The following is a 20,961-nucleotide window of genomic DNA, read 5'->3' as shown; positions in this document are numbered from 1 at the left end:
GGTTACACGCCTGTGCGCGGGGAGCTAGACTAGCGATTGACAAGCGCCCGCCGCCTTGGTTCGGAGCGTCCTGGATCGCCACCGCCCAAGCCCCCGGTACGCGGGTTTTTTCATTCGCCCATGGAGATAGCACGATGCGGACCCGAACAACGCGATACCTCGCCGTCCTTTGCGTCGCCTTGGGATGGGGAGTCCAGCCGGCCTGGGCGGGCGATCATATGGACGCGGCCCTTAAACATACCGAAGCGGCCGCCGACGCGCAGGACTCCGACACCGTAGTCCAACATACGGAAAGCGCCCTCCGCGAAATCAAGGCCGCCGTGGCGGAAAAGGAAATCCCCAAGGAAAAAGCCCATGCGGTCATCGACGCGCTGGAAGATTTGCAAGCCGCCGATAAGAGCGCCCATTCCCACAATACCCGGTCCGCCATCGAGCAGGCCAACGACGCCAAGGCGGATTTGGAGAAGGTGATTGGGAAATAAGGCGCGTACCGGTTCCAGGCGTGGCGCGGCTGCCCAAGACGGCCACCCATGCGATGTCCTGGCTGCGGCGGACCCGATTGCACGGTTTGCTTGCTAGGCTACGCTATCTAGCTAGACCGGGTCGCCCGACCCGGGAGTCTATGGACCGCCCGGCATTTTCCGGGTCCATCCTCATCGCGAAGCCATGCATCCATCCGCCACCCAGCTTGAAATACGCCAAAGATTGGTTTCGGTCGTCGCGCCCTGGTGGCGGGGGGAACGGATCAGCCCGGGCGGGCTGGTCTTCGGTTTGAACACCCAGGGACGCCGCCACCCCTTGTTGTGGTGTTTCCAGGGCTATCGGGAGTTCAGCCAACTGGCCGCCCGCCTCGGGCCGGATCAGCCGCTCTACGGGATGCGCTCCGGGCATATGGTGTTCCAATACTCGGAGGCCAATATCCGCCATATCGCCGATTGCTACACCGAGGAAATCCTGGCGCTGGACCTGCCCGGGCCTTACCTCGTCGCCGGTAACTGCCAAGCCAGCTATATCGCGCAGCGCATCGCCGAGAACCTCATGCGGCTGGACCTACGGGTGGCGGCGCTGATCCTATTGAACCCGCTGCCGCCCCTGCCTTACGCGGGCCGGGTCGCGCTCATCGTCAGCCAACACGACGAGGCGCAAAACCCCTACAAGCGTTTCCACGACCCCGCATCGGCGTGGGAGGATTGCTACCTGGGCTATACCGTCGATTCCATCCCCGGTGGCCATGGCAAGGCTTTCGAGGAACCCGCCGTGTCGAGCTTGGTGGAACGGCTCGAAGCAATTTTGCCGGACGCCCTGCGCCGCTCCGGCGATTTCGCGCCCCCTGCCTGCCGGATCGATATCAGCGTACCCGAACACCTGGAAGCGCGTCCGGGGACGCGCTTGCGGCTCCCGGTCACACTGAGCAACCGAAGTCCCTTCCCCTGCCCGGCCACCCGGTTCAGCCAAATCTGGGTCGCCAATCATTGGCGCGACCCGCAGGGTGGTCTGCTGCACTGGCTGGATGGACGCACGGCCCTGGACAGCGATATTCCGACCGCCACCGCCCTTGAACTGGAACTCGTGGTCCAAGTCCCGGAACAACCGGGGCAGTATTGTCTGGAAGTCGATTTGGTGAAGGAAGGATCGTTCTGGTTTGGCGACTTGGGGGAAAAAACCGGTCAATGCGTGGTTTCCGTCCAATCCGATGCGGAGCCGGACGAATCCGCCGCAGCGCCTACCGCCGACCGGGTTGCCCCGCCCTCGCTGCCAACGCAGCCCGCCGCCGATGAGCCGGTCATCGCCGACGAATTGGAGTCGGCCCATCGGGCCTTTGGCAAGGGGGATTTCGAGCGGGCTATTCCCGGCTATTACAAAGCCCTGGACGGAATCCCCGTCGCTTATCAGCGCCTGGGAGAGGCTTTGCTGCATCGGAAGCGCTGGGACGAGGCCAAGACCCAATACCTCAAGGCCTTGGCCCTCAGCCCTGGGAATCCAGACATCAACGCCGCCCTGGGCGAATTGGCCAAGCAAAGCGGAGATTGGCACACGGCGATCCATTACTTCGACCAAGCGCTGGCCCACCGGCCCTGGCCCTCGGCCCCCGCTTATGCGAGCCTGGGCGAGCTCCGGGAAAAAACCGGGGATTTTGAGCGTGCCAAAGCGGCTTATGACCAAGCCTTGGCGTTGTCACCTACCCTGCTCGACGCGCTACGGGGCGCGATCCGGGCCAGCCGCGCCCTCACAGCCTATGAAGAAGCTTTGGGCTATGTGCGGAGGGGTTTCGAGATAGCACCCGATGATAATGGCTTCCTGATGCTGGAAGTGGACATCCACGTCGATAGAGGCGATTTGGACACGGCCCACGCGCTGTGCCGCAAATACCGGCGGTGCTTCCCGGACCATCCCGGTGCCCTGGTCAAGCTCGGCGATGTGCTGGCCCGGCAAGGCCAGCTACAGGACGCCGAAGGCTGCCTGCGCCGGGCCATCGAACTGGACCCCGGTTTCGCCAACGCCCACCACAACCTGGGCCGGGTGCTGGCCCGCCAGGGTAGGCTGGCCGAGGCGGTCGCCTCCGCCCGGCAGGCTATCGAGCTGGCTCCCCGGAAGCCCGGCTACCATGTCCATCTGGGCAACCTATCGGCGCGGGAGGACCGCTTGACGGACGCCGAAGACCGCCTGCGCCGGGCCATCGAACTCGATCCGGGCCTCGCCAACGCCCACCACGACCTGAGCCGGGTGCTGGCGCGCCAGGGCAAGCTGGCCGAGGCGGCCGCTTCCGCCCGGCGGGCCATCGAATTGGACCCCCGGAAGCCCGGCTATCATGTCCATCTGGGCAACCTGTCGGCGCGGGCGGACCGCTGGGCGGATGCCGAAGCCTGCCTGCGCCGGGCCGTCGAACTCGATCCCAGCCTCGCCAGCGCCCACCATGACCTGAGCCGGGCGCTGGCCCGCCAGGCCCGCTTGGCGGAGGCGACCGCCTCCGCCAAGCGGGCCACCGAACTGGACCCCGCCCAACCCGGCTACCGCGCCCATCTGGACGCCCTGCTGCTCCAGACGAGGGAGCCCGGTGAGGCATCGCGCTAGCGGGGCCGCACCCCGCCCCGATGCGGCCTGGGTGGCCAACCATATCGCCGAAACCGGATATCGCTATGATGATTCCAGCCGTTCCCTTGAGCATTCCAGTCATTTCTTTCGATGTCGTCCATGGTTGCCAATTACGGTGCGTGGGCTGTCCGAATTCCCTGTTGAAACCGAAGGTGGACCGGATATCGGTAGCCGATTTCGACCTTTGCCTGCGCAACCTGGATGTGAAGAAGATCGGCCTGTTCCGCCTCTTCAAGTTTGGCGAGCCGTTGTTGCATCCCGACTTGGCGGGCCTGTTGGCGCGGATACCGGAGCAATCCTGGCAGGCGCGGCAGGTCGAAATATCGACCAACGCCCAGACCGTGGATTGGGACGCCTTCGAGGCCGCGATCCGCGCCAGGATATTGACGCGGCTGGTGGTGAGCTGCGACGGCGATGGTACGGCGGAGGACTATGAACGCCTGAGACCACCGGGCCGTTGGTCCAGGCTCATGGATTTCCTGTCCAAGGCGCGGGAAATCTGTGACCGGCTCGACCCCGGCGTGGCGCTCATCACGCGCACGATCTGTACGGACCCGGCCGGGCAGGCGCGGTGGCGGGAGGTTCTCGGCCCCTTGGGCTGGACCCCGCAGTTCCGCCCCTGGCTGCCCCTCCCCGATGCGGTGCGCTTGGCGGAGAGTCCCCCACAGCCTGGGCAAGGCCTGTGCTTCTTCCTCGCGAACCGTTCCTTCCTCGGGGTCGATTGGGACGGCAGCGTGGTGCCCTGCTGCGTACACCCCGGCGCTCCCGTGATCGGCAACCTCAAGGAACAGCGCTACAGCCAAATCGTCATGGGAGCCGCCCGCCGGAAGCTGATGGACGCTTTGGTGACGGACCGTGGCCGGATACCGGTCTGCTCCGCCTGTCCCCTGGACCGGGAATTCATGGTGGATTTTTTCGGCGGGGATGACCAAACCACCCGCCCGGTCGATATTTTCCCGATCCGTCTTTGATCGGGAGGTTTTCCATCCGGTCCCGGTTGCGGCCGGCGTGGGCGGGGAACATGCCCGCCCTACGGATGAGCCGTATACCCCAACCGGAAATGCGTTAGCGCCGCCGCAACCAGCCGTTGGGTTGGAAGGTCGTGTTGAACCCGAACCGGTCGCAGCTTTCCGTGTCGATTTCATAATCGGAGCCATGGGTTGCCAGGAACCCCGCGACCGCCAGCGAAGGCGGCGCAAGCGACGGTTTGGCGGTATCGGGTTCCATCAAACTTTGCAGGATGCCATCCTCCACCACGATGTAATCCCCGGATCGGAGGTATCCATGGAAGAAGTCCAGCACCAGGGCGCAGGTTTCCAAATCGTGCGCCGAATCCTCGATCACCAGGAAGGGATGCGGCAAGGCTTCCAATTCCGCCGCCGTCAGCACATCGGCCAGGTGCCTGGCGTTGCCGGTCAAGCAGCGGACCCGGTCGTTACCGAGATCGGCGGGCGGTGCCAGATCGACCGCGATGATTTGGGCATCAATCCCCAGGGCGGCCAGGTTATCGGCCAGCCAAAGGCTCCGGCCCCCTTCGTATACGCCGATCTCGAATATCGTCGCGGGTCTGAGCTTGCCCAGCAAGGCCAAATAATTCGCCAGATCGAAGGGATTCAGCACCATCTTCAACCCCTTATAGCGATATTCCAGTGTGCCCTGCTGGATCGTCTTCACCAACCCGTCCGGCAAGCTGGTCGTGAACGGCCGCCCGGCTGTGTTATCGCCGGTGGGCTGGGCATCGCTCCGCAAACCCTGGAGGAACAAGCGGTCGATGTTGCCCAGGCAGCGCTCGTATTCCGCGCGCTGGCACAGTCCCCGCAAGGCCGGGCCGGGTTCCAGGCGGTCCAGCCATGCGCCGAGCTCCCGATGGCGCTCCAACCTGGGCTTGGGCACCAGGATCGCCAATCCATGGAAAACCGGAATCCACACGGTCCTGAATGCTTCGGTCCGGTCTTGCAGGGCGTCTTCGATGGCGGTGCGGACCCCGTTGCGTGGACCGCCTTCCTGTTCCGCGTGGCAAAAGCCGGGGTTCAGTCCCACCCTGGCGATTCCGGTGGCGTCCGGCCTGACCGCCCCGACCCGGCAAGGCTGGCGGTGGGCTTCGGGAATACTGGCGGGATCGTAATACAAATCGCGGCGGCCATAGGGCCAGCCCACGTCATGGCACAGCACGACCGGGGCCTGCTCCGGCAAGGACGCCGCATCGCCATAGATCGTCATCAGTTCGTGGTAGACCGTGTACCAGTTGTGGTCGCCGTCGATCAGAACCACATCGGCCGGGAGCAGCCGGTCCAGGACGTCCAGGCTGCGGCGGCGATGGGCCACGACCCGCCCTGGGTGGCGCGCGGCCAAGCCTTCCAGGTCGAAGGACGGGGCTGGATCGACCAAGTCGCAATGGGCTTGGCAGTTGGAAGCCCAGCGGGCGATTTGGCGGCTGTTCCGGCCATCGCCCGCGCCGATTTCGATCAGGCGGCGGGGGCTGAGGAGGTCCAACAGTGGCTTGATGAGGGTCGGCCAAAAATGATGCATGGTGCCGCGTTCCTAGGGTGGGGGGTTATCGGGATTTGCGCCAGAAGGCGCCATAGCAGTCGATCATGCGCAACGGTTCGTCGATGCCGAGTCCGGCCCGGAATTCATCGACGGCCCTGGCGCATTGGGGCAAGGCACCGTAGTCGTCGATGATGACGAAGCCGCCGGGGGCGACGCGCCCATACAGATGGCTCAACGCATCCAGGGTCGAACTATATAAATCCCCGTCGATGCGCAACAGGGCCAGCCGTTCGACCGGGGCCGTCGGCAAGCTGTCCTCGAACCAGCCGGGCAGGAAGCGGACGCCGCTGTCCAGCAGTCCGAAGGTCTCGAAATTGGCCCGCACCCGGTCCAGGGACACCGCGAGCAGGGGATAGCGGGCCTTGGAAAGATCGAGCGCGTCGTCCACACCGGGGCGGGGCGGGGGGAGGCCGTCGAAGGAATCGGCCAGCCACACCAAACGGTTCGTGATGCCCCGTTCGGCCAGTATCCCCTTGATGAGGATGCAGGCCCCGCCCCGCCAAACCCCGCATTCCATGAAATCGCCCGGCACTTCCTCGTCGAGGACGGTGCCGACGCAGGCCTCCAAATGATCCAAGCGCCTGCGGCCGATCATGGTGTAGGCGAGCGGGACCACCGCTTTGAAGGCATCGGTATCCTGCCCTTGCATCCGCTTGTTTTTGAGGTCGCCCAGGGGAAGCCTGAGTTTTCCGGGCGGGTCGCATAGCACCTCCCGCCAAAAGTCCGGCGGGATTTGCCGCATCTCCTGCGCCACGCGCAGCGCGGCCTCCATCTCGATCCCGGTTTCGTTCAGCAGGGTTTTTTTAAGCAAATCCACATAGCGGCTGCTGGTTTGGACCGGACCGGCAGCGGTCGAAGGGTAGGGCGTCGCCGAGGCCGCGCCGCCGCCCAACGCCCGCCGATAGGCCACCGTCGCCGCTTTCGACACCGGCCCGAAATAGGTCCGTTCGCCATCCGGCACCTTGATGGGCTTGCGGCGGAGGCGGTAGTAGGTCCGGCTCATTTCCTTCACGCGGCGTTGGCCTTCCCCGCCCGAATTGGTGGCGATACCGCCGTGGTATTGATGGAAGGTGCCCTCGCCCAGCACCACCACCTGGCGGGTGTCCGGCAAGTCCAAAGCCCGCCACAGGAGGTCGGGGTTGGCATAGCCGCCGCCGGGGTCGGTGAAGGCCGGATCGTATCCTCCGAGTGCTTGCCAGAGGCTGGGCGGCATGAACAAGGCGTTGGTTTCGTTGAGCGGCCCGAACCAGCCTTTGGGGGCGTTTTCCGAGGCCGGGGCGATTTTGAACAGCCGGTAGCCGTCATCGGGCCAGTCGATGCTGGCGAGCAAGCGATCCTCCCAGGTTTGGTCGTATCCGCTTTGCATGGTGATCCATTGCAGGTCCGGCCCGAGATGGAAGGACAAGGTCGTTACCACCGACCGGGGATGGAGCCGGGCCGCTTGCCGGCACGCCGCCAACAGCCCTGGGGACGCCAGCCGGGCACCGTCGATCATCACGCCGACCAAGGGGGCCGAACACAGCGAGAGGCCGAAATTGATGGCGTTGACCGGCGACGGGGTGGGTTCGGCATAGCTCAGAACCCTCAGGTTCATCCCGAGTTCGGCGAAATCCTGGGTCGATGGCGGCTCGCGGGAGCCGTTGTCGATGACGATGACCTCGTAGTCTTCGGCCCGGATGTCCCGTTGGTAGCGCGGGCTGAGGGAATGCAGCGTCCGTGGCAGTTCACGCGCCATGTTGAAACTGATGACCACGAGGCTGATATCGTAGGGGGCGTTCATCTCCGAAACTCCGTGGGTTGGGCTGGGCGGGTCCATGCGGGAAACGCTCCCGCGCCTAACCGACGATGCCGCTGTTCTTAAGATCGTCCACGATGTCCTTAACCGTCGCGTTGCGGAGGAAGAAGATGGGGTCCACCTCCAAGCTGAATTGTTCTTCCAGCGCGCCCGCGATCACCATGACATCGGTGGAATCCAGCCCGTAATTGGCGAGATGGGCTTCGGGGTCGATGTCCGCTTCCGGCAGGTCTAGCAGTTCGCCAAGATAGCTGATCATCCATTGATGGACTTGGGACGCTTGCGGCATAAATAACTCCTGAGGCAAAGGGTGGGTGAAATCAGGCGCTTAGGCCAGCGCCACGGGGAGGCTTTTCAAGCGGCGCTGGTTCTGGCAAGGCCACCATTCCGGCGGCCCGCCCTGGACGCGGAGGCCGGGCCGGTCGAGTATCCCGGCGTAGGCCAGTTTGGCTTCGAGCTTGGCGATTTGGGTGCCTAGGCAGGCATGGCGGCCGCTGCCGAAGCTCAGGTTGGGCGGTCCTTGCCGGTCCAGCCGGAAGCGGTCGGGTTCGGGATAGGCCGCGGGGTCCCGGTTGGCCGAGCCGATCAACAGCAGCACCCGCTGCCCCGCTTCGACTTCCCGCCCGGCCAGCGGGCAAGCCTCGGACGCATAGCGGGAGGTCTGCTGGATGGGCGGTTCGAGGCGCGCGGTTTCTTCCACCGCCGCGTCGAGCAGGGCGGGCGCGGCGGCGATCTGTTGGCGTTGTCCGGGATGCGCCAACAGCAGGTTCAAGCCATTGCCGATCAGGGCCGCCGTGGTTTCGAATCCGACCAGGAACAGGGCCACCGCCCGGGCGGCGAGTTGGTTTTCCCCCAGGGAATCTTCGGCCTCGCCGAGGGCGAGCATCAAGGATAGGCCATCATCCCGTGGCACCCGCCGCCGCTGGGCGAATGCTTCCCGCAATAATTCGTAGGCTTCTACGAGTCGCGGGTTCAGTTGCCGATAAAACCGCATGGGTTGGCCGCGGTCGAGCGCGGCGGGAACTCCGCTCAGGGTGCGTGCCAGGAACAGGGAGTCGTTTTCGCCCAGGCCGAACAATCCGCCCATGAACAAGGGCGGCAGGCGTTCGGCGTAATCGATGGCGAGGTCCATGCCGCCGTCGCGGTCCAGCGGCGCGAGTAGCCGCTGGACGATGGCGGTGATTTCCTCTTTGTAAGCGGCCAATGGCCGCAAGGCCAGCACCCGCGCCAGGAAGTGGCGACCGGACTTGTGGGCCGGTGGGTTGTGGAAGAACGGCAGGGCGTCGAACAGGGCGAACAACTCGGGCAAATCCTGGCCCAAGGCATCCGCCATCCGCTCGACGATCCGCCCTAGCTCCACGTTGAGGAAGCGGGGGTCGCCCAGCACCGCCTGCACGTCGGCATGGCGCGTCAGCACCCAGGCGCTTTCGGCCTCGCTCCAGAAGATCGGAAACCGCTCCCGCGCCTGCCGATACAGCGGATAGGGATCGGCGCGGAATTCCGGCAGCAGGGTGTTGAACTGGCGGGGGTCCAGGGTCGGCATGGGCGGGGCTACAGGATGGTTGGGGCTATTAAAAAGTAGCAGAAACGCCCGGCCGCGAGGGTAATTATGGCCTGCTCAAAGCGTCGGCGCGGCGCTGGCCGGACAGCGTCCATAAAGCCTGGAGCCTGTCCGCCTGGTATTCGATCCGGCACAGGTGCCGCTGGACTTTATGGCTGGGCGTCCTGGGCAAGGCACCGGGGCGCAACAGCCTCAGCTCGTAAGGCCGCACCCCGTGCGCTTCGCACACGGCCTTGAAAGCCGCTTGGGCCAAGGCCGCCAAATCCGCATGGGCCGGGACGGGCCGTGGCACTTCCTGCAACACCACCATCTGCTCGCCCTCGCCAGTGGCCACCGCGAAAGCGGCCCCGCCCCCGCAGGCCAGGGCGGGGTGGCTCCGGGCCACCGTCGCTTCTATATCTTCGGGATGGTGCTTGATCCCCCGCACGATCATGATCTCCTTGAGCCGTCCGGCGATGAATAATTCGCCGTCCACGATGAACCCCAGATCGCCGGTGCGGAGATAAGGTCCGTCCGCGTCTGCGGTCCGGGCGTTGAAGACCGCCTGGGTTTCCTCGGGTCTGTTCCAATAACCGCGCCCCACATGCGGACCGGCCACCCAGATTTCGCCGGTTTGTCCCGGTGGCACCGGGATTCCGGTTCCCGGATCGACAATCGCGATGCGCTGGCCCGGCCCGCCGCCCAGGCCGCAACCCACCGCGCTGCGGGTTGCGCCTGGGGGGGTGTCCGTCGATACATCGATGGTGCGCACCCCGCGGTCCTTGGGTCCGCCGCTCACGAACAAGGTTGCTTCCGCCAAGCCGTAGCAGGGAAACAAGGCACGGGCTTGGAATCCGGCCGGGGCGAACTTCGCGGCGAAGCGGGCCAGGGTGTCGGCGCGGACCGGCTCCGCCCCGCAAAAAGCCACGCGCCAACCGCTCAGGTCGAATGCCCCGGCTGGGTCCGGGTGTATCCGGTTCGCGCTCAATTCATAGGCGAAATTCGGCCCGCCGCTGCTGGTGGCGCGGTAGCGGGAAATCGCCGACAGCCAGCGGGCCGGTTTCTGCATGAAGTCGAGCGGCGACATCAGCACGGTCCGCCCGCCCACGAACAAGGGTTGCAATACGCCCCCGACCAGCCCCATGTCATGGGACAGCGGGAGCCAGTTCACCACGCGGGTTTCGGTGTCGTGGCCGAAGGCCGCGCGGATCATGTCCAGGTTGGCGAGCAGGTTGGCATGGCCGATGGCGACGCCCTTGGGCGCTTGGATCGATCCCGAGGTGAATTGGACGAAAGCCAAGGATTGGCCATCGAGGACCGGGGGCGACCAGTGTTCCGCCCCGTGGGCGGGGAGGGTGTCGGTCGCGAGCCAAGCGGCCTCGGCCAGTCCGGGCGGAAGTCCTGGCCACGACGCCGGGTTGTCCAGCAACGGCGAGGTGGTCAATACCCATCGTGGTCGGATTTCGGCAGCAATCGCCGCCGTCCTGGGGGATATCCGGCCTGGCAGGGGCGACGGTACCGGCACCGCGACGGCTCCGGCATAGAGGCAGGCGCAAAACGCGGCGATGAATTCCAAGCCTGGTGGATAGGCCAGCAAGATCGGTTGGCCTGCCGCTCCCAGGGCTTGCAGGCGGGCGGCCAACGCCCGCGCCCGCTGGTCCAGTTCGGCATAGCTCCATACCGCCGCTTCCCGTTCGCCATGCTCCAAAAAGGTCAGCGCGGGCTGGTCCGGGCGTTCCAGCGCGTGCCCCCGTAACACTTCGACGAAGGTTTCGGGCCGGGATGGGCGGTGGCGATCATGGGGGGGATGCATAGGCGGATGGCTGCGGGATGGGGCGTGGATTTGCGCGGTCCGGGTCGTGACAACCCGGCGGGTGGTTCGCCATTATCTCTTTCCTATCCGGGGCGCTCAACGGCCGCGAACGGAGCGGTTGCCCCGGCTTGCCTTGGGAGCGCGTGCTGCCGTTCGGGACTCCGGCCAGATCATCCTGGCCCGCCACGAACCATCCACAGGACCTGTGGATAAGTCTGTGGAATAAATCCGTGGAATCGGCCCAAGTGCTTGTCCCGCTTGGCTTTTCCTTGGGTTGGCGAGATTTTCGCCCATCTATAATTTCTATATAAATCAATGGGATGGCCTGGGACCGTAGTTTTCCGGTAGGGCCAGGCGGCGCAAGGGGCTTGACAGGCCCGTTTGTGCATAACTCGGGCGGGATTCAAGGCGGATGCCGTATAGCCAGCCAAGCCGGATGCTCCGCGATCAGGCCCAAGGCGGTTTCGAGCAGGGTTTTGCCGGGATCGCGGCGGTGCCAGGTGGACGCGCCGGAAGGGTGGGGCAGGGGGATGATATCGGCGGCCAAGCCGGGCCGTTCCAGCCGGTGGCCGAGGCCCACGACCTGGTCGAGCTTGTCGGCCGCGAGGAGTTGCCGGATCGCCAGTTTGCCGACCGGGATAACGAGGCGGGGTCGCAGCAGTTCCAGTTCGGCGTCCAGCCAAGCCGAGCAGCGGGCGATTTCGGCGGGGGCGGGCACGCGGTCGCCGCCCTTGGGGTTCTTGCCGGGGAAGCAGCGGCACACCGCCGCCATGTAGACGCGGCGGCGGAAGTCCTCTTCCGCGACGCCGATGCTGGCGAACCAGCGGAACAAGGTCTTGCCCGCCGTCCAGGCGAAGGGCTTGCCGAGGACGCCTTCCTTGCCGCCCGGCGCTTGGCCGATCAGCAAAACCGGTGATAGCACCGGCTGGCCCACGATCACCGGCCCGATCATCTCGGGACAGCGGGCACAGGCGCGGAGCGCCGCCTGATGGCGCTCCAGCAAAATTTGGCGTTGCTCCATGGGGGAACTCAGGCGGAAGGCGCGGTTTTCCCCGCCTTCCCGGCCCAGGCCAGGGTATGCAGGCGGGCCAGGGTTTCCGGGTCGGCGATGAGGTTGCGCTTTTCGGGGCCGGACAGCTTGTCCGGTCCTTCCTCCACCAAACGGTAGACCAGCGCCTTGAGTTCATGGCGTTGGCGCTTCTTCACCGGGCGCTGGGGCAGCAAGGCCAGATGCAGGGCATAGGCGCCGGGATCGGCCACGTTGCGGGCTTCGCCTTCGGCGGCATGGGCGGCGGCTTCGGCCTCGCCGCGGGCGAGGTTTTCGTGCAGCAGTTGGAGGACGCGGGGCGTTTGGTATTCCTCGGGGATCAGGAAGATACCCAGTTTCCGCGCCCAGCGGCCCACGGCGGCGCTGCTCGACAGCATCGACACCGGAATCGCCAGCACCAGCCCGGCCAGCACCGGGATCAGCCACAGGAAGAAATCCGGCACATATTCATAGCTGACCCAGCCCGCCGCCAGCCCGACCAGGGTTTGCCCGCCGTGGGCGGCGGCGGCTTCCTTGAGGCTCAAACGATGCTCGTCGCGGTTCTGCGCGGGCCAGCCCACGCTGCGCCGCATCAGGATGGCGAACACGAACTTGCTCTGGTACAGCATCAACACCGGCGCGGTCAGCATCGAAAACACGCTTTCCAGGAACACGCTGAGCGTGGCCCGGAAGAAACCGCCGAAGCTTTTGGAATCCTTGGGATGGGTGAGCAGGAGCAGGAGGCTCCACAGCTTGGGCAGGAACAGCATGGCCAGCGTGACCAGCAGGACCGTGGTCATTTCCACCGCATAGGATTCGGGCCACACCGGGAAGATGTTGTCGCCGAAGAAATAGACCGGCATGGTCTGGCTTTTGATGTAAGCCTCCAGCCCGGTCAGGATCAGGAACATCAGCCACAAGGGCGAGGACAGGTAGGACATGATGCCCATCAGGAAATAGAGGCGGCTCAGCCCGGAAAAGCCCCGCGCGAACACCATCCGCAAATGTTGCAAATTGCCCTGGCACCAGCGGCGGTCGCGCTTGGCGTAGTCGATCAGGGTGGGCGGCAATTCCTCGTAGCTGCCTTTCAACTCGGGGTCGAGCCAGACTTCCCAGCCCGCTTCCCGCAGCAAGGCCGCTTCCACGAAGTCGTGGCTGAAGATTTCGCCGCCGAAGGGCTCGCGGCCCGGCAGTTTGGGCAGGCCGCAATATTGGGTGAACGGGGCTAGGCGGATGATGGCGTTATGGCCCCAATAGCCGCTGCCGGACAATTGCCAGTAGTTGATCCCGGCGATGAATACATCGCTGTAGAAGCTGCTGGCGAATTGCAGGATGCGGGCGAACAGCGAAGTCTGGTTGACCGGGATCGGCGGCGATTGGATCAAGGCCACGCGGGGATGGGCTTCCATGCGGTCCACCATCTTCACCAGGGTTGCGCCGGTCATGATGCTATCGGCGTCCAGCACGATCATATAGCGGTAGCGCCCGCCCCAGCGGTGGCAAAAATCCTCCAGGTTGCCGCTCTTGCGGGCGATGTTCTTCTCGCGGTTGCGGTAGAAAATCTTGCCGTGGGCGTCGAAGTCGTGGCACATGCGGTACCAGTTCACTTCCTCGCGCATCCAGGTGTCGGGATCGCGGGTATCGCTGAGGATGAACAGCTCGAACTCGTCGGAACGCCCGGTCTCGACCAGCGTTTGATAAATGGCCCGGAGTCCTGCGAATACCCGGGTCGGTTCTTCGTTGTAGATCGGCATCACCAGGGCGGTGCGTTGGGGGCTGGGGTCGGGCTGGCCGGTGGCGGTGGGCGGCACCCGTCCGATGCCGCGCTGGTCCCCGCCCCATAAGAGGCACCAGAACCCCAGGGTCGCGGTCCAGAACGAGGTGCTGATCCACAGGATCAACAGCGTATAGAGTAACAGCAGCACCAGTTCCTGCGGGGTGATGCCATTGGGCTGGAAGGCGCTGGTGATCATGGCGAGCGCCACGATAGTGGTGAATGCCACCAGGATCAGGAACAGGGTGCGCCGGATCAGGATGACGTAGCGGGGCAGCACGGGGGGGAACGGGACCATGGGGATTTCCGGGGAACCTTGGGTTGGAGGAGCTAGGGTTCGTTATCCTGGGCTGGGTGGGCTGCGGCCCGCCGTTCGTGGATTCGCACCCGGAACGGCGGGTTACGCTAACCCGTCCTACGGCGACTTGAATAGCCAGAAGCGCAACGGGGCCGGGGGCATGGAAAGCGGCGCTTCCGGCGGCGTGGAACGGGGCAGGAGGGCTTGCAACCGGGCTTGGAACTCCGGCGCGGGCTCGCCCGTCCGGAACAAGGCATCGCCCTCGCTCGGCGTGCCGCCCAACAGGAAGGCCGCGCGGGCGGCGGCGAGGGCGTGGCCATCGACCGTGGGCGGCCAGCGCAGGGCGCGGGCCAGGGCGTGGTCGAACCGGCGCTGGATTTCTTCCAGCGTGCGCATCAGCCATTCTTGCTCCGAGCCTTGCTGTCCCAGGCGTTTACGCGCCCGGTGCAGGCATTCCTCCGTCAAATGCGCGATCAAGGCCGGGTCCGACAACCACAGCCGCCGCCAATATTCCCCGGCCTGGGCCTGGACCCGCATCGAAGCCGCGTGCGACAAAGACCCGTGGGCCGGTTCGGCCTGATGCGCTTGGTTCATCGGGCGTTCCACTGGTAAACCCAGGTTTCGGTCAGGACATCCTGGCCCGATTTCAGCATGGCCCGCAATTCCACCGGCACCTTGTCCTTGTCCTTCTCGGCGGGCACGGGTTCCAGGTCGAAGCTCAAGCGCCAAGTGCCGTTCTCCTCGTTCTTGTGAACCACCAGATTGCCGATCTTGCCGGACGAGGCGCTGACCTCCGCGCCGACCTTGGCCTTGGGGCTGAGCATCTTGAGGCTGGGGCTGCCGAAATCGACCACGATCTTGCGGTTCTGGTTGTCGCCGGGTTCGGCGGCACCGATGCGGGTGGCGACCACCTTGCCGCCGCTGACCGCCGTGTATTCTTCCTGGGCGAAATGCAGGCGGTAGTCGAAACGGAACTCCTTGCCTTCGGTGGCGGGCTGGTCCGGCACCCAGAAGGCGACGATGTTGTCGTATTTCTCGGCGTCGCTGGGAATTTCGATCAGGTACACCGCGCCCGGTCCCCAATCGCCCAAGGCTTCGACCCAGGCACCGGGACGGCGGTGGTATTGGGCTTCCAGGTCTTGGTAATGGTCGAACTCGCGGTCGCGCTGCATCAGGCCGAAACCGGAGGGCTTGGTGTCCTTGAACACGCTGATGCGGAGCTGGCGCGGATTGTTGAGCGGACGCCAAACCCATTCGCCGGTACTGCGGCCCAGGAGTAGCCCATCGGAATCGTGGACCTCGGGCCGGAAATCGTCCATGAAGCGGTCGGTGTTCTCGCCATGGAAGAACATGCTGGTCAAGGGCGCGATGCCGACCCGCTCCACGGCTTTGCGGAAATACAGGCGGCTGGCCACGTCCAGGGTGAGGTCGAGGCCGGGCCGCAGGGTGAAGCGGTAAGCCCCGGTCACGCTCGGGCTGTCCAGCAAGGCATAGACCACCAATTCGCCCGCGTTCTGACCGGGTTTTTGGACCCAGAATTCGCGGAAAATGGGGAATTCCTCGGCCTTGGCCAGGCCGGTGTCCAGCGCCAGCCCACGGGCCGACAGCCCGTAGGTCTGGCCCAAACCCACGGCGCGGAAATAGCTCGCGCCCAGGAACACCGCCACCTCGTCGTAGACCTCGTCGCGGCGCAAGGGGTAATGGAACCGCAGCCCGGCGAATCCCAGATCGGGCGGTAGCGGGGCGGGGAATTGGTTCTTGCCGTAATCGAACAACTCCGGCGAATAGGCCAGCCGGGTCGCGGAGCCGTGGTCCACGATATTGATGCTCACCCGGTCCTTGAAGATGAAACCGCGGTGGAAGGCTTGGATTTGGAACGGCAAGCCTTCGTCTTTCCACAGCGCCTTGTCGGCCTTGTAGCGGATATCGCGGTATTGATCGTAATCGAGTTGCCCCAGGAATTCCGGCATCCCGGCGTCGTCCCGCGCATAGGGTTTACCGGCCAGTTCGCGGGCCTTGAGTTCCACGTCGGCGAACTCGAAGGGCTTGGCGGGCGGTTTGGCGTCGGGGGCCGGGACGGCCGGGGCCGCGTTGGGCGGGGGCGTGGGCTTGCCGGGATCGGCGTGGACCGCAACCGGTATTAGCAAGGCGCATAACAAGGCAATCCGGTTTCTTCGTGCTTTCACTGTTGTTCTGTCCTTCGGGAACTCGATCACTGTTTCGGGGGGAGGCGGGTCGAAACGACGACTTCCGGCATGGCCTTCGGTCGTTACCACGAGTCTGGCGCTGGCCCGCGCCGCCAGGGGACGGGGATTTTCCCGGCGGTGTCGGCGCTCGCTACATAAAAATACATTATAACCCTACGGGGCTTGGCACAGTATCCGCCCCGGTTTGGGGCATCGCCCGTGGCCGGGTTTGGCCCTGTCCCGTGCGGGTGCCGATGCTGGGGTTACAATGCGGGACATCCTCAGACCACCGGAGTCCCGCGCCATGAAACACCTCATCGTCATCCGCCACGCCAAATCCAGTTGGGACCATCCAGGACTGGCCGATTTCAACCGTCCCTTGAACCAGCGCGGCCTGCGCGACGCGCCGTTCATGGGCGGCGTCTTGAAATTCCGCGACGCCTTGCCCGACCGCATCGTCAGCAGCCCCGCCGTCCGCGCCACCGAAACCGCCCGACTCATCGCCGCCCAGGTGGGCTACGATCCCGGAGCCATCGATTTCCGGCCCAGCCTGTATTTGCCGGAACCCGCGATGGTGATGGAACTCATCCGGGGCTTGGACGATGCCTGGGAATGCGTCTACCTGATCGGCCACAACCCTGGATTCACCCGGCTGGTGGACAAACTCGCGCAGAGCGATATCGGCGAGTTGCCCACTTGCGGGATGGCGGCGGTGGAATTCGGGGTGGAGTCCTGGGCGCATGTGATGGCGGGTGCGGGGCGGTTGGCTTGGCTGGATTATCCCAAGCGGCATGTGTGAGGTCTGGGGCGGCATTGTCGCCGGTTGGGATGAATGGGGGCTGAATCCGGGGAGCGGGGACATGCCAGGGCGACAGGTGGGGCGCGCCCGATTAAGCCGGTTCCCGGTCTCCATGGCTGGGCGGGGTCGAAGCCACAAAGGCATCCCGGCGCACACCGCCGCTGCCGATTCTTAACGAAACCGCAGCCCGCCTGTAAAGACAGGGCAATAGCATGGGCTGGACCTTCCCTACGGAGGGCGTTCCTTCTAGTCCGTTAATTTTTGAAAGAATAAAGGCTGCCTCATGAAAGCTATCACCATTCGCGTGGCCATCGCCGCCGCGCTGGCCTCGGGCGTCGCGCTTCCCAACCTGGCCTCCGCCTTCGATTTCGGCAAATACGTCGAGACCCAGATGGCCAACCGTGCGCCGGCCCTGTTCGGTGTCAACGCGCCGCTGGCGTCCACCGCTCCGGTCACGCCTAGCACGGGCTACCGCAATCCAAGCCAGTCCGCCGCCGACCAGATCGCCGCGGCCGATGGCCTGACCGTCGAATATGTCACCCGCAACGCCGCCAACCATACCGACATGATGGCGTTCTGGCCGAACGACAAGGCCCCGAGCCACCTCATCACCTGTGTCGAGAGCGATCTGGAAACCCTGCCCAATGGCAAGATGAACCCGTCCGTGCAACGCATCAACCTGATCACCGGCCAGGTCGATACCCTGCTGCGCGGCATGGATGGCTGCGACGGTATCCGCCGCACCCCGTGGGGCACCATCCTCGCCACCGAGGAAACCGACGATGGCGGCGCCTACGAAATCATCAAGCCGCTGGCCACGACCGAAAACACCGTGACCAACCGCGCCGCTGGCACCATCTCCGGTCCGACCGCCGGCAATATCGTCAAACGCACCGCCCTGCCGACCATGGCCTGGGAAGGCCTGGCTGTGCTGCCGACCGGCGTGATCATCGCGGGCGACGAACTGCGTCCGGGCACCGCCGCCCCCGATGTCGATGGCGGCGCGATCTTCAAGTTCATCCCCACCGCCCCGCGTGGCGTGGTCGGCAACATCGCCGACCTGAACGATTCCCCGCTGGTCGATGGCAAGGTCTACGCCATGCAGGTTTCCTGCACCACCGGGACGCAGTTCGGCCAGGGTTGCGAAATCGGCAATGCCGGCTGGATCGAGGTCGCCGCCGCCAACGCCCGCGGCGAAGCCGATACCAAGGGCGCCACCGGCTATTACCGCCCGGAAGACCTGCACCAGGATATCCGTTACAGCAATCCCAGCGTGCCCGCCGCGGTCCGCGTTTGTTGGACCGATACCGGCAACGAAGGCGGCAAGAACTACTCCGAGGTCGTTTGCGCCGTGGACAGCAACCCGCTCAACACCACGGGCCGCACCACTGTCGTCAACCGCTTCGTCGAAGGCGACACCGATTTCAATTCCTTCGACAACCTGGACTTCCAGCCGCGCACCGGCAACCTATACGTGGTGGAAGACCATGACAACGGCGACATCTTCGCCTGTTTGCCGGACGGTGCCGACCGCGACATCAAGACCGATGGTTGCGCCAAAATCCTGTCCGTGAAGGATACCAAGGCCGAACCCACCGGCTTCATCTTCATCGGCGATGGCTCCACCGCCTTCGTGTCCATCCAGCACTCGGACGACACCAATATGCCGGCATATGACGGTTTCGGGACCGACGACCTGATCAAGATCACCGGCTTCAAGGTTCCGGGCTTGAGGTAAACCCCAAAGCCGCGTCCGGCCTGTCCCGCCGGAGGCGGCTCCGTCCGGGCGGGGGCCGGAACGCCGGCCTTGCCGCCCGCTATGGTCTCCAACCGGACCCTCACCGCTCCAACTTCTTCCGCAAAGCCACCAACCCCGGATGGTCCGGCACCGCCTCCAGGCCATCCACCACCTTCTTCAAGCTCTCGGCGCTATTGCCCTGCTCGAACGCCTGCCACGCCGCCTGTTCCTGGGCGTCGGCGATCTTCCTCAAGCCCTTGACGGCGTCGCCGTTGTAGGGGTCGATCTTCAACACCTCCTGATAGGCCCAGAGGGCATTGCTCCCGGTCGGCGCGGTCAGATAGCCGACCTCGTAATGGATGGCGGCCAATTCCAGCAGGTCGGCGATTTGCTGGCGCTGGTCCTCGCTGAGCTGGACCGCCACCTTGGGCGTTTCCTGGGGCGCGAACAGGCTGAAATAAACACTGGCCCCACTGCTGCCCGCCGCCACCAGGGCCAGCGTCCACAAGGCGTAGAACGCGGGCGTGCGTACCTGTAAATCCTTGATGAACTCGGCGGCGGAAGCCACCCGGTCTTCCCGCTTCAAGGCGATGGCCCGCTGCAAGCCGCGCCATTGCTTGCGGTTCAGCCCCGGCACCGGCTTGGCCTGTATGTTCAATTCCAAGGCCTTGTCGGCGGCCAGCTTGCCGTAGGGATGTTTCCCGGTCAGCAATTCGTAGGCGACGCAGCCCAGGGCGTACAAATCGTCGCGGGGATCGGGGTCTTGGCGCTGGATCATCTCCAAACTGGCATAGGCCGGGGTCAGCGCCCCCAGGTCGCGGGCGTTGAAGATGGTGGCGTCCGCGCCCGCCTTCTCTACCCGGCCCGCCGCGCAGGCGATGCCGAAATCCAACACCCGCACCTCGCCATGGCTGTCCAGGAACACATTGCCCGGTTTGAAATCGGAATGCACTACGTCCTTGCTATGGGCGTAACCCAGCGCGTCGGCCATGGCCCGGATCAGTGGCCAAGCCTGTTTGAACGGCATCCCGCCGGGTGTTTCCCGGATCATCTGGTTGAGTGGGCGGCCATCGAGATATTCCATCGACATGAAGACATGGCCGCCGTCGCGGTCGAAGTCGAACACATTGATGATGTTGGGATGGGATAGCGTCTGCGCCCGTTTGGTCTCGCGTTGCAAGGCGATCAAGGCGATGGGGTTGTCGCGGAATTCGGGGTTCAGCACCTTGAGCGCCACATAGGGTTCGCGGTCGCGGGCTTCGCTTTTGCGCATATCCAGCGCCTTGAACACCGTGCCCATGCCGCCGCCGCCGATCACTTCTTCCAGCACGAAGCGCTCTTTCAGCATCATGCCGATTTGCAAGGGCCGGTCGGCGCGGGGTGTGGGGTGGGGTTGGGCGCGGGTGGCGGCCTGGGTGCCGTAGGTGGCTTCGGTGCGGTGCTTGGGGAGGGCTGGCGGTGGCGTGGGACTGGCGGAATGACCCGCCACCGCCGTGGCGTCGTCGGGGTTCCCCACCGCCAGCGTGGCCTCGGCCAGGGGCAGCGCCCAGGTTGGATCGTCGCCCGCCGGATCGGGCGCGATCCGGGGGCTATCCGCCTCGGCGTGGGCCGGGGAGGGCATGTCGTCCAGACGGGTACCAACCACCACGGTCGGTTCCGCGGCGGCAACCAACAGGGTCGCGTCATCGTTTCCCGGAGCGCCGACCACCAGGGTCGGCGCATCGTCTGGCGGGCCGCCGACCACCAGGGTGGCTTCGGCCAAACCCAGCGCGAAGGTGCGGTCTTCGTCCAGCGCGTCGCCCACCACCACCGTCGGTGCCGCCGGGTCCGCGCCGCCGCGCGCCCAGGGTTCCAAGGCGAAGTAGGCGGACGCCGTCAAGCGCCCCGCCGAATATTCGGCGTGCAACCGGATGGCCAGTGCGCTCCGGGCTTCCGCCCCGCGCTCCGCGTAAAGGCCCACGGCCCGCCGCAAACCGTCGAGATCGAGCGTGCCCTGTTGGTATTGTTCGAATATGCGTTGAAGGTCGGTCATGGGAGGAGGGGGTGTTGGATGTTGGGAGACACGGCGGACCCAGGTCGGTTGGGGTCCGGGGAAACGGCCATTTTAGGTCAAAATCCCCAGGCTTCCGCCGTCCCGGCCCAGGGTCGGCGTTCAGGTCCGGCAACACCCCGGCCCCCGTATCGCTCATCGCGGGAAACGGTCTTTTCCCAGGGGCTTCCGGGCATCCGGGGACATGCCTTGTGCTAGAATGCCCCGGTTTTGAATAGCCCCAATCCAGGAAGCCGGGAACGCCACGGCTTTTTGTTTTTCCGGGGGACAGGTTTCCGCCCGCCGCTGGCCGCTATTC

General features: G+C 65.2%; 15 protein-coding genes. 5 read left to right on the top strand and 10 right to left on the bottom strand.

What is annotated here, in order from left to right; all coding sequences use genetic code 11:
• The first annotated feature begins 134 nt into the window (after nt 1-134).
• From smbP to B9N93_RS18575, 3 genes are all read left to right on the top strand, one after another.
• Nucleotides 135-482 carry a small metal-binding protein SmbP gene (gene smbP, locus B9N93_RS25645; RefSeq protein WP_176225327.1) on the top strand — a complete coding sequence of 116 codons (348 nt, stop codon included), beginning with the start codon at nt 135-137 and terminating at the stop codon, nt 480-482.
• A 184-nt stretch (nt 483-666) separates the two neighbouring features.
• Complete coding sequence (locus tag B9N93_RS18580) at nt 667-3,072, top strand: tetratricopeptide repeat protein (protein WP_085215718.1); 2,406 nt, start codon at nt 667-669, stop codon at nt 3,070-3,072.
• A gap of 65 nt (nt 3,073-3,137) precedes the next feature.
• Complete coding sequence (locus B9N93_RS18575) at nt 3,138-4,064, top strand: radical SAM/SPASM domain-containing protein (RefSeq protein ID WP_176225326.1); 927 nt, start codon at nt 3,138-3,140, stop codon at nt 4,062-4,064.
• Nucleotides 4,065-4,158: 94 nt separating this feature from the next.
• On the opposite strand, the gene B9N93_RS18570 is transcribed toward B9N93_RS18575, so the two are convergent.
• The 9 genes from B9N93_RS18570 to B9N93_RS18530 form a co-directional block, all read right to left on the bottom strand.
• Entirely contained in the window at nt 4,159-5,622 is a 1,464-nt protein-coding gene (locus B9N93_RS18570) for a CmcI family methyltransferase (protein ID WP_085215716.1), read from the bottom strand.
• 25 nt (nt 5,623-5,647) lie between these two features.
• A complete protein-coding gene (locus B9N93_RS18565; RefSeq protein WP_176225325.1) occupies nt 5,648-7,423 on the bottom strand; it encodes a TylF/MycF/NovP-related O-methyltransferase in 1,776 nt (591 codons plus the stop codon).
• Nucleotides 7,424-7,478: 55 nt separating this feature from the next.
• Complete coding sequence (locus tag B9N93_RS18560) at nt 7,479-7,727, bottom strand: acyl carrier protein (RefSeq protein WP_085215714.1); 249 nt, start codon at nt 7,725-7,727, stop codon at nt 7,479-7,481.
• Nucleotides 7,728-7,766: 39 nt separating this feature from the next.
• Complete coding sequence (locus B9N93_RS18555; RefSeq protein ID WP_085215713.1) at nt 7,767-8,981, bottom strand: cytochrome P450; 1,215 nt, start codon at nt 8,979-8,981, stop codon at nt 7,767-7,769.
• 64 nt (nt 8,982-9,045) lie between these two features.
• Nucleotides 9,046-10,791 (bottom strand): fatty acyl-AMP ligase, encoded by a 1,746-nt coding sequence (locus B9N93_RS18550; RefSeq protein WP_085215712.1) that lies wholly within the window; start codon nt 10,789-10,791, stop codon nt 9,046-9,048.
• A gap of 403 nt (nt 10,792-11,194) precedes the next feature.
• A complete protein-coding gene (locus B9N93_RS18545) occupies nt 11,195-11,812 on the bottom strand; it encodes a uracil-DNA glycosylase family protein (RefSeq protein WP_439897117.1) in 618 nt (205 codons plus the stop codon).
• A gap of 8 nt (nt 11,813-11,820) precedes the next feature.
• Nucleotides 11,821-13,890, bottom strand: a complete 2,070-nt coding sequence (mdoH, locus tag B9N93_RS18540) for a glucans biosynthesis glucosyltransferase MdoH (RefSeq protein ID WP_085215711.1) — start codon at nt 13,888-13,890, stop codon at nt 11,821-11,823.
• Nucleotides 13,891-14,007: 117 nt separating this feature from the next.
• Nucleotides 14,008-14,484, bottom strand: a complete 477-nt coding sequence (locus B9N93_RS18535; RefSeq protein WP_085215710.1) for a hypothetical protein — start codon at nt 14,482-14,484, stop codon at nt 14,008-14,010.
• Complete coding sequence (locus tag B9N93_RS18530; RefSeq protein ID WP_254899430.1) at nt 14,481-16,076, bottom strand: OpgD/OpgG family glucan biosynthesis protein; 1,596 nt, start codon at nt 16,074-16,076, stop codon at nt 14,481-14,483. Before B9N93_RS18530 ends, B9N93_RS18535 begins: the two co-directional genes overlap by 4 nt.
• Nucleotides 16,077-16,380: 304 nt before the next feature.
• Here B9N93_RS18530 and B9N93_RS18525 point away from each other — a divergent pair, with 304 nt between their 5' ends.
• The gene (locus tag B9N93_RS18525; protein ID WP_085215708.1) at nt 16,381-16,875 is read left to right on the top strand and encodes a SixA phosphatase family protein; all 495 of its coding nucleotides are present in this window, start codon (nt 16,381-16,383) and stop codon (nt 16,873-16,875) included.
• 283 nt (nt 16,876-17,158) lie between these two features.
• A complete protein-coding gene (locus B9N93_RS18520; protein WP_085215707.1) occupies nt 17,159-18,613 on the top strand; it encodes an alkaline phosphatase PhoX in 1,455 nt (484 codons plus the stop codon).
• A gap of 100 nt (nt 18,614-18,713) precedes the next feature.
• On the opposite strand, the gene B9N93_RS18515 is transcribed toward B9N93_RS18520, so the two are convergent.
• Nucleotides 18,714-20,645: a serine/threonine protein kinase gene (locus B9N93_RS18515; protein ID WP_254899429.1), complete on the bottom strand. Its 1,932-nt coding sequence runs from the start codon at nt 20,643-20,645 to the stop codon at nt 18,714-18,716.
• Nucleotides 20,646-20,961 lie beyond the last annotated feature (316 nt).

This window comes from Methylomagnum ishizawai (genome assembly GCF_900155475.1).
GTDB lineage: Bacteria > Pseudomonadota > Gammaproteobacteria > Methylococcales > Methylococcaceae > Methylomagnum > Methylomagnum ishizawai_A.
The sequence above is the reverse complement of the archived record's forward strand: the minus strand, read 5'-3'. Positions and strand labels throughout refer to the sequence as shown.

What these genes read in the sequence shown, in the direction of transcription:
- B9N93_RS18575 (WP_176225326.1), top strand. Translation starts at nt 3,138, where the DNA reads ATGATGATTCCAGCCGTTCCCTTGAGCATTCCAGTCATTTCTTTCGAT.
- mdoH (WP_085215711.1), bottom strand. Translation starts at nt 13,890, where the DNA reads ATGGTCCCGTTCCCCCCCGTGCTGCCCCGCTACGTCATCCTGATCCGG.
- B9N93_RS18520 (WP_085215707.1), top strand. Translation starts at nt 17,159, where the DNA reads ATGAAAGCTATCACCATTCGCGTGGCCATCGCCGCCGCGCTGGCCTCG.
- B9N93_RS18550 (WP_085215712.1), bottom strand. Translation starts at nt 10,791, where the DNA reads ATGCATCCCCCCCATGATCGCCACCGCCCATCCCGGCCCGAAACCTTC.
- B9N93_RS18525 (WP_085215708.1), top strand. Translation starts at nt 16,381, where the DNA reads ATGAAACACCTCATCGTCATCCGCCACGCCAAATCCAGTTGGGACCAT.
- B9N93_RS18515 (WP_254899429.1), bottom strand. Translation starts at nt 20,645, where the DNA reads ATGACCGACCTTCAACGCATATTCGAACAATACCAACAGGGCACGCTC.
- B9N93_RS18565 (WP_176225325.1), bottom strand. Translation starts at nt 7,423, where the DNA reads ATGAACGCCCCCTACGATATCAGCCTCGTGGTCATCAGTTTCAACATG.
- smbP (WP_176225327.1), top strand. Translation starts at nt 135, where the DNA reads ATGCGGACCCGAACAACGCGATACCTCGCCGTCCTTTGCGTCGCCTTG.
- B9N93_RS18570 (WP_085215716.1), bottom strand. Translation starts at nt 5,622, where the DNA reads ATGCATCATTTTTGGCCGACCCTCATCAAGCCACTGTTGGACCTCCTC.
- B9N93_RS18580 (WP_085215718.1), top strand. Translation starts at nt 667, where the DNA reads ATGCATCCATCCGCCACCCAGCTTGAAATACGCCAAAGATTGGTTTCG.
- B9N93_RS18560 (WP_085215714.1), bottom strand. Translation starts at nt 7,727, where the DNA reads ATGCCGCAAGCGTCCCAAGTCCATCAATGGATGATCAGCTATCTTGGC.
- B9N93_RS18555 (WP_085215713.1), bottom strand. Translation starts at nt 8,981, where the DNA reads ATGCCGACCCTGGACCCCCGCCAGTTCAACACCCTGCTGCCGGAATTC.
- B9N93_RS18535 (WP_085215710.1), bottom strand. Translation starts at nt 14,484, where the DNA reads ATGAACCAAGCGCATCAGGCCGAACCGGCCCACGGGTCTTTGTCGCAC.
- B9N93_RS18545 (WP_439897117.1), bottom strand. Translation starts at nt 11,812, where the DNA reads ATGGAGCAACGCCAAATTTTGCTGGAGCGCCATCAGGCGGCGCTCCGC.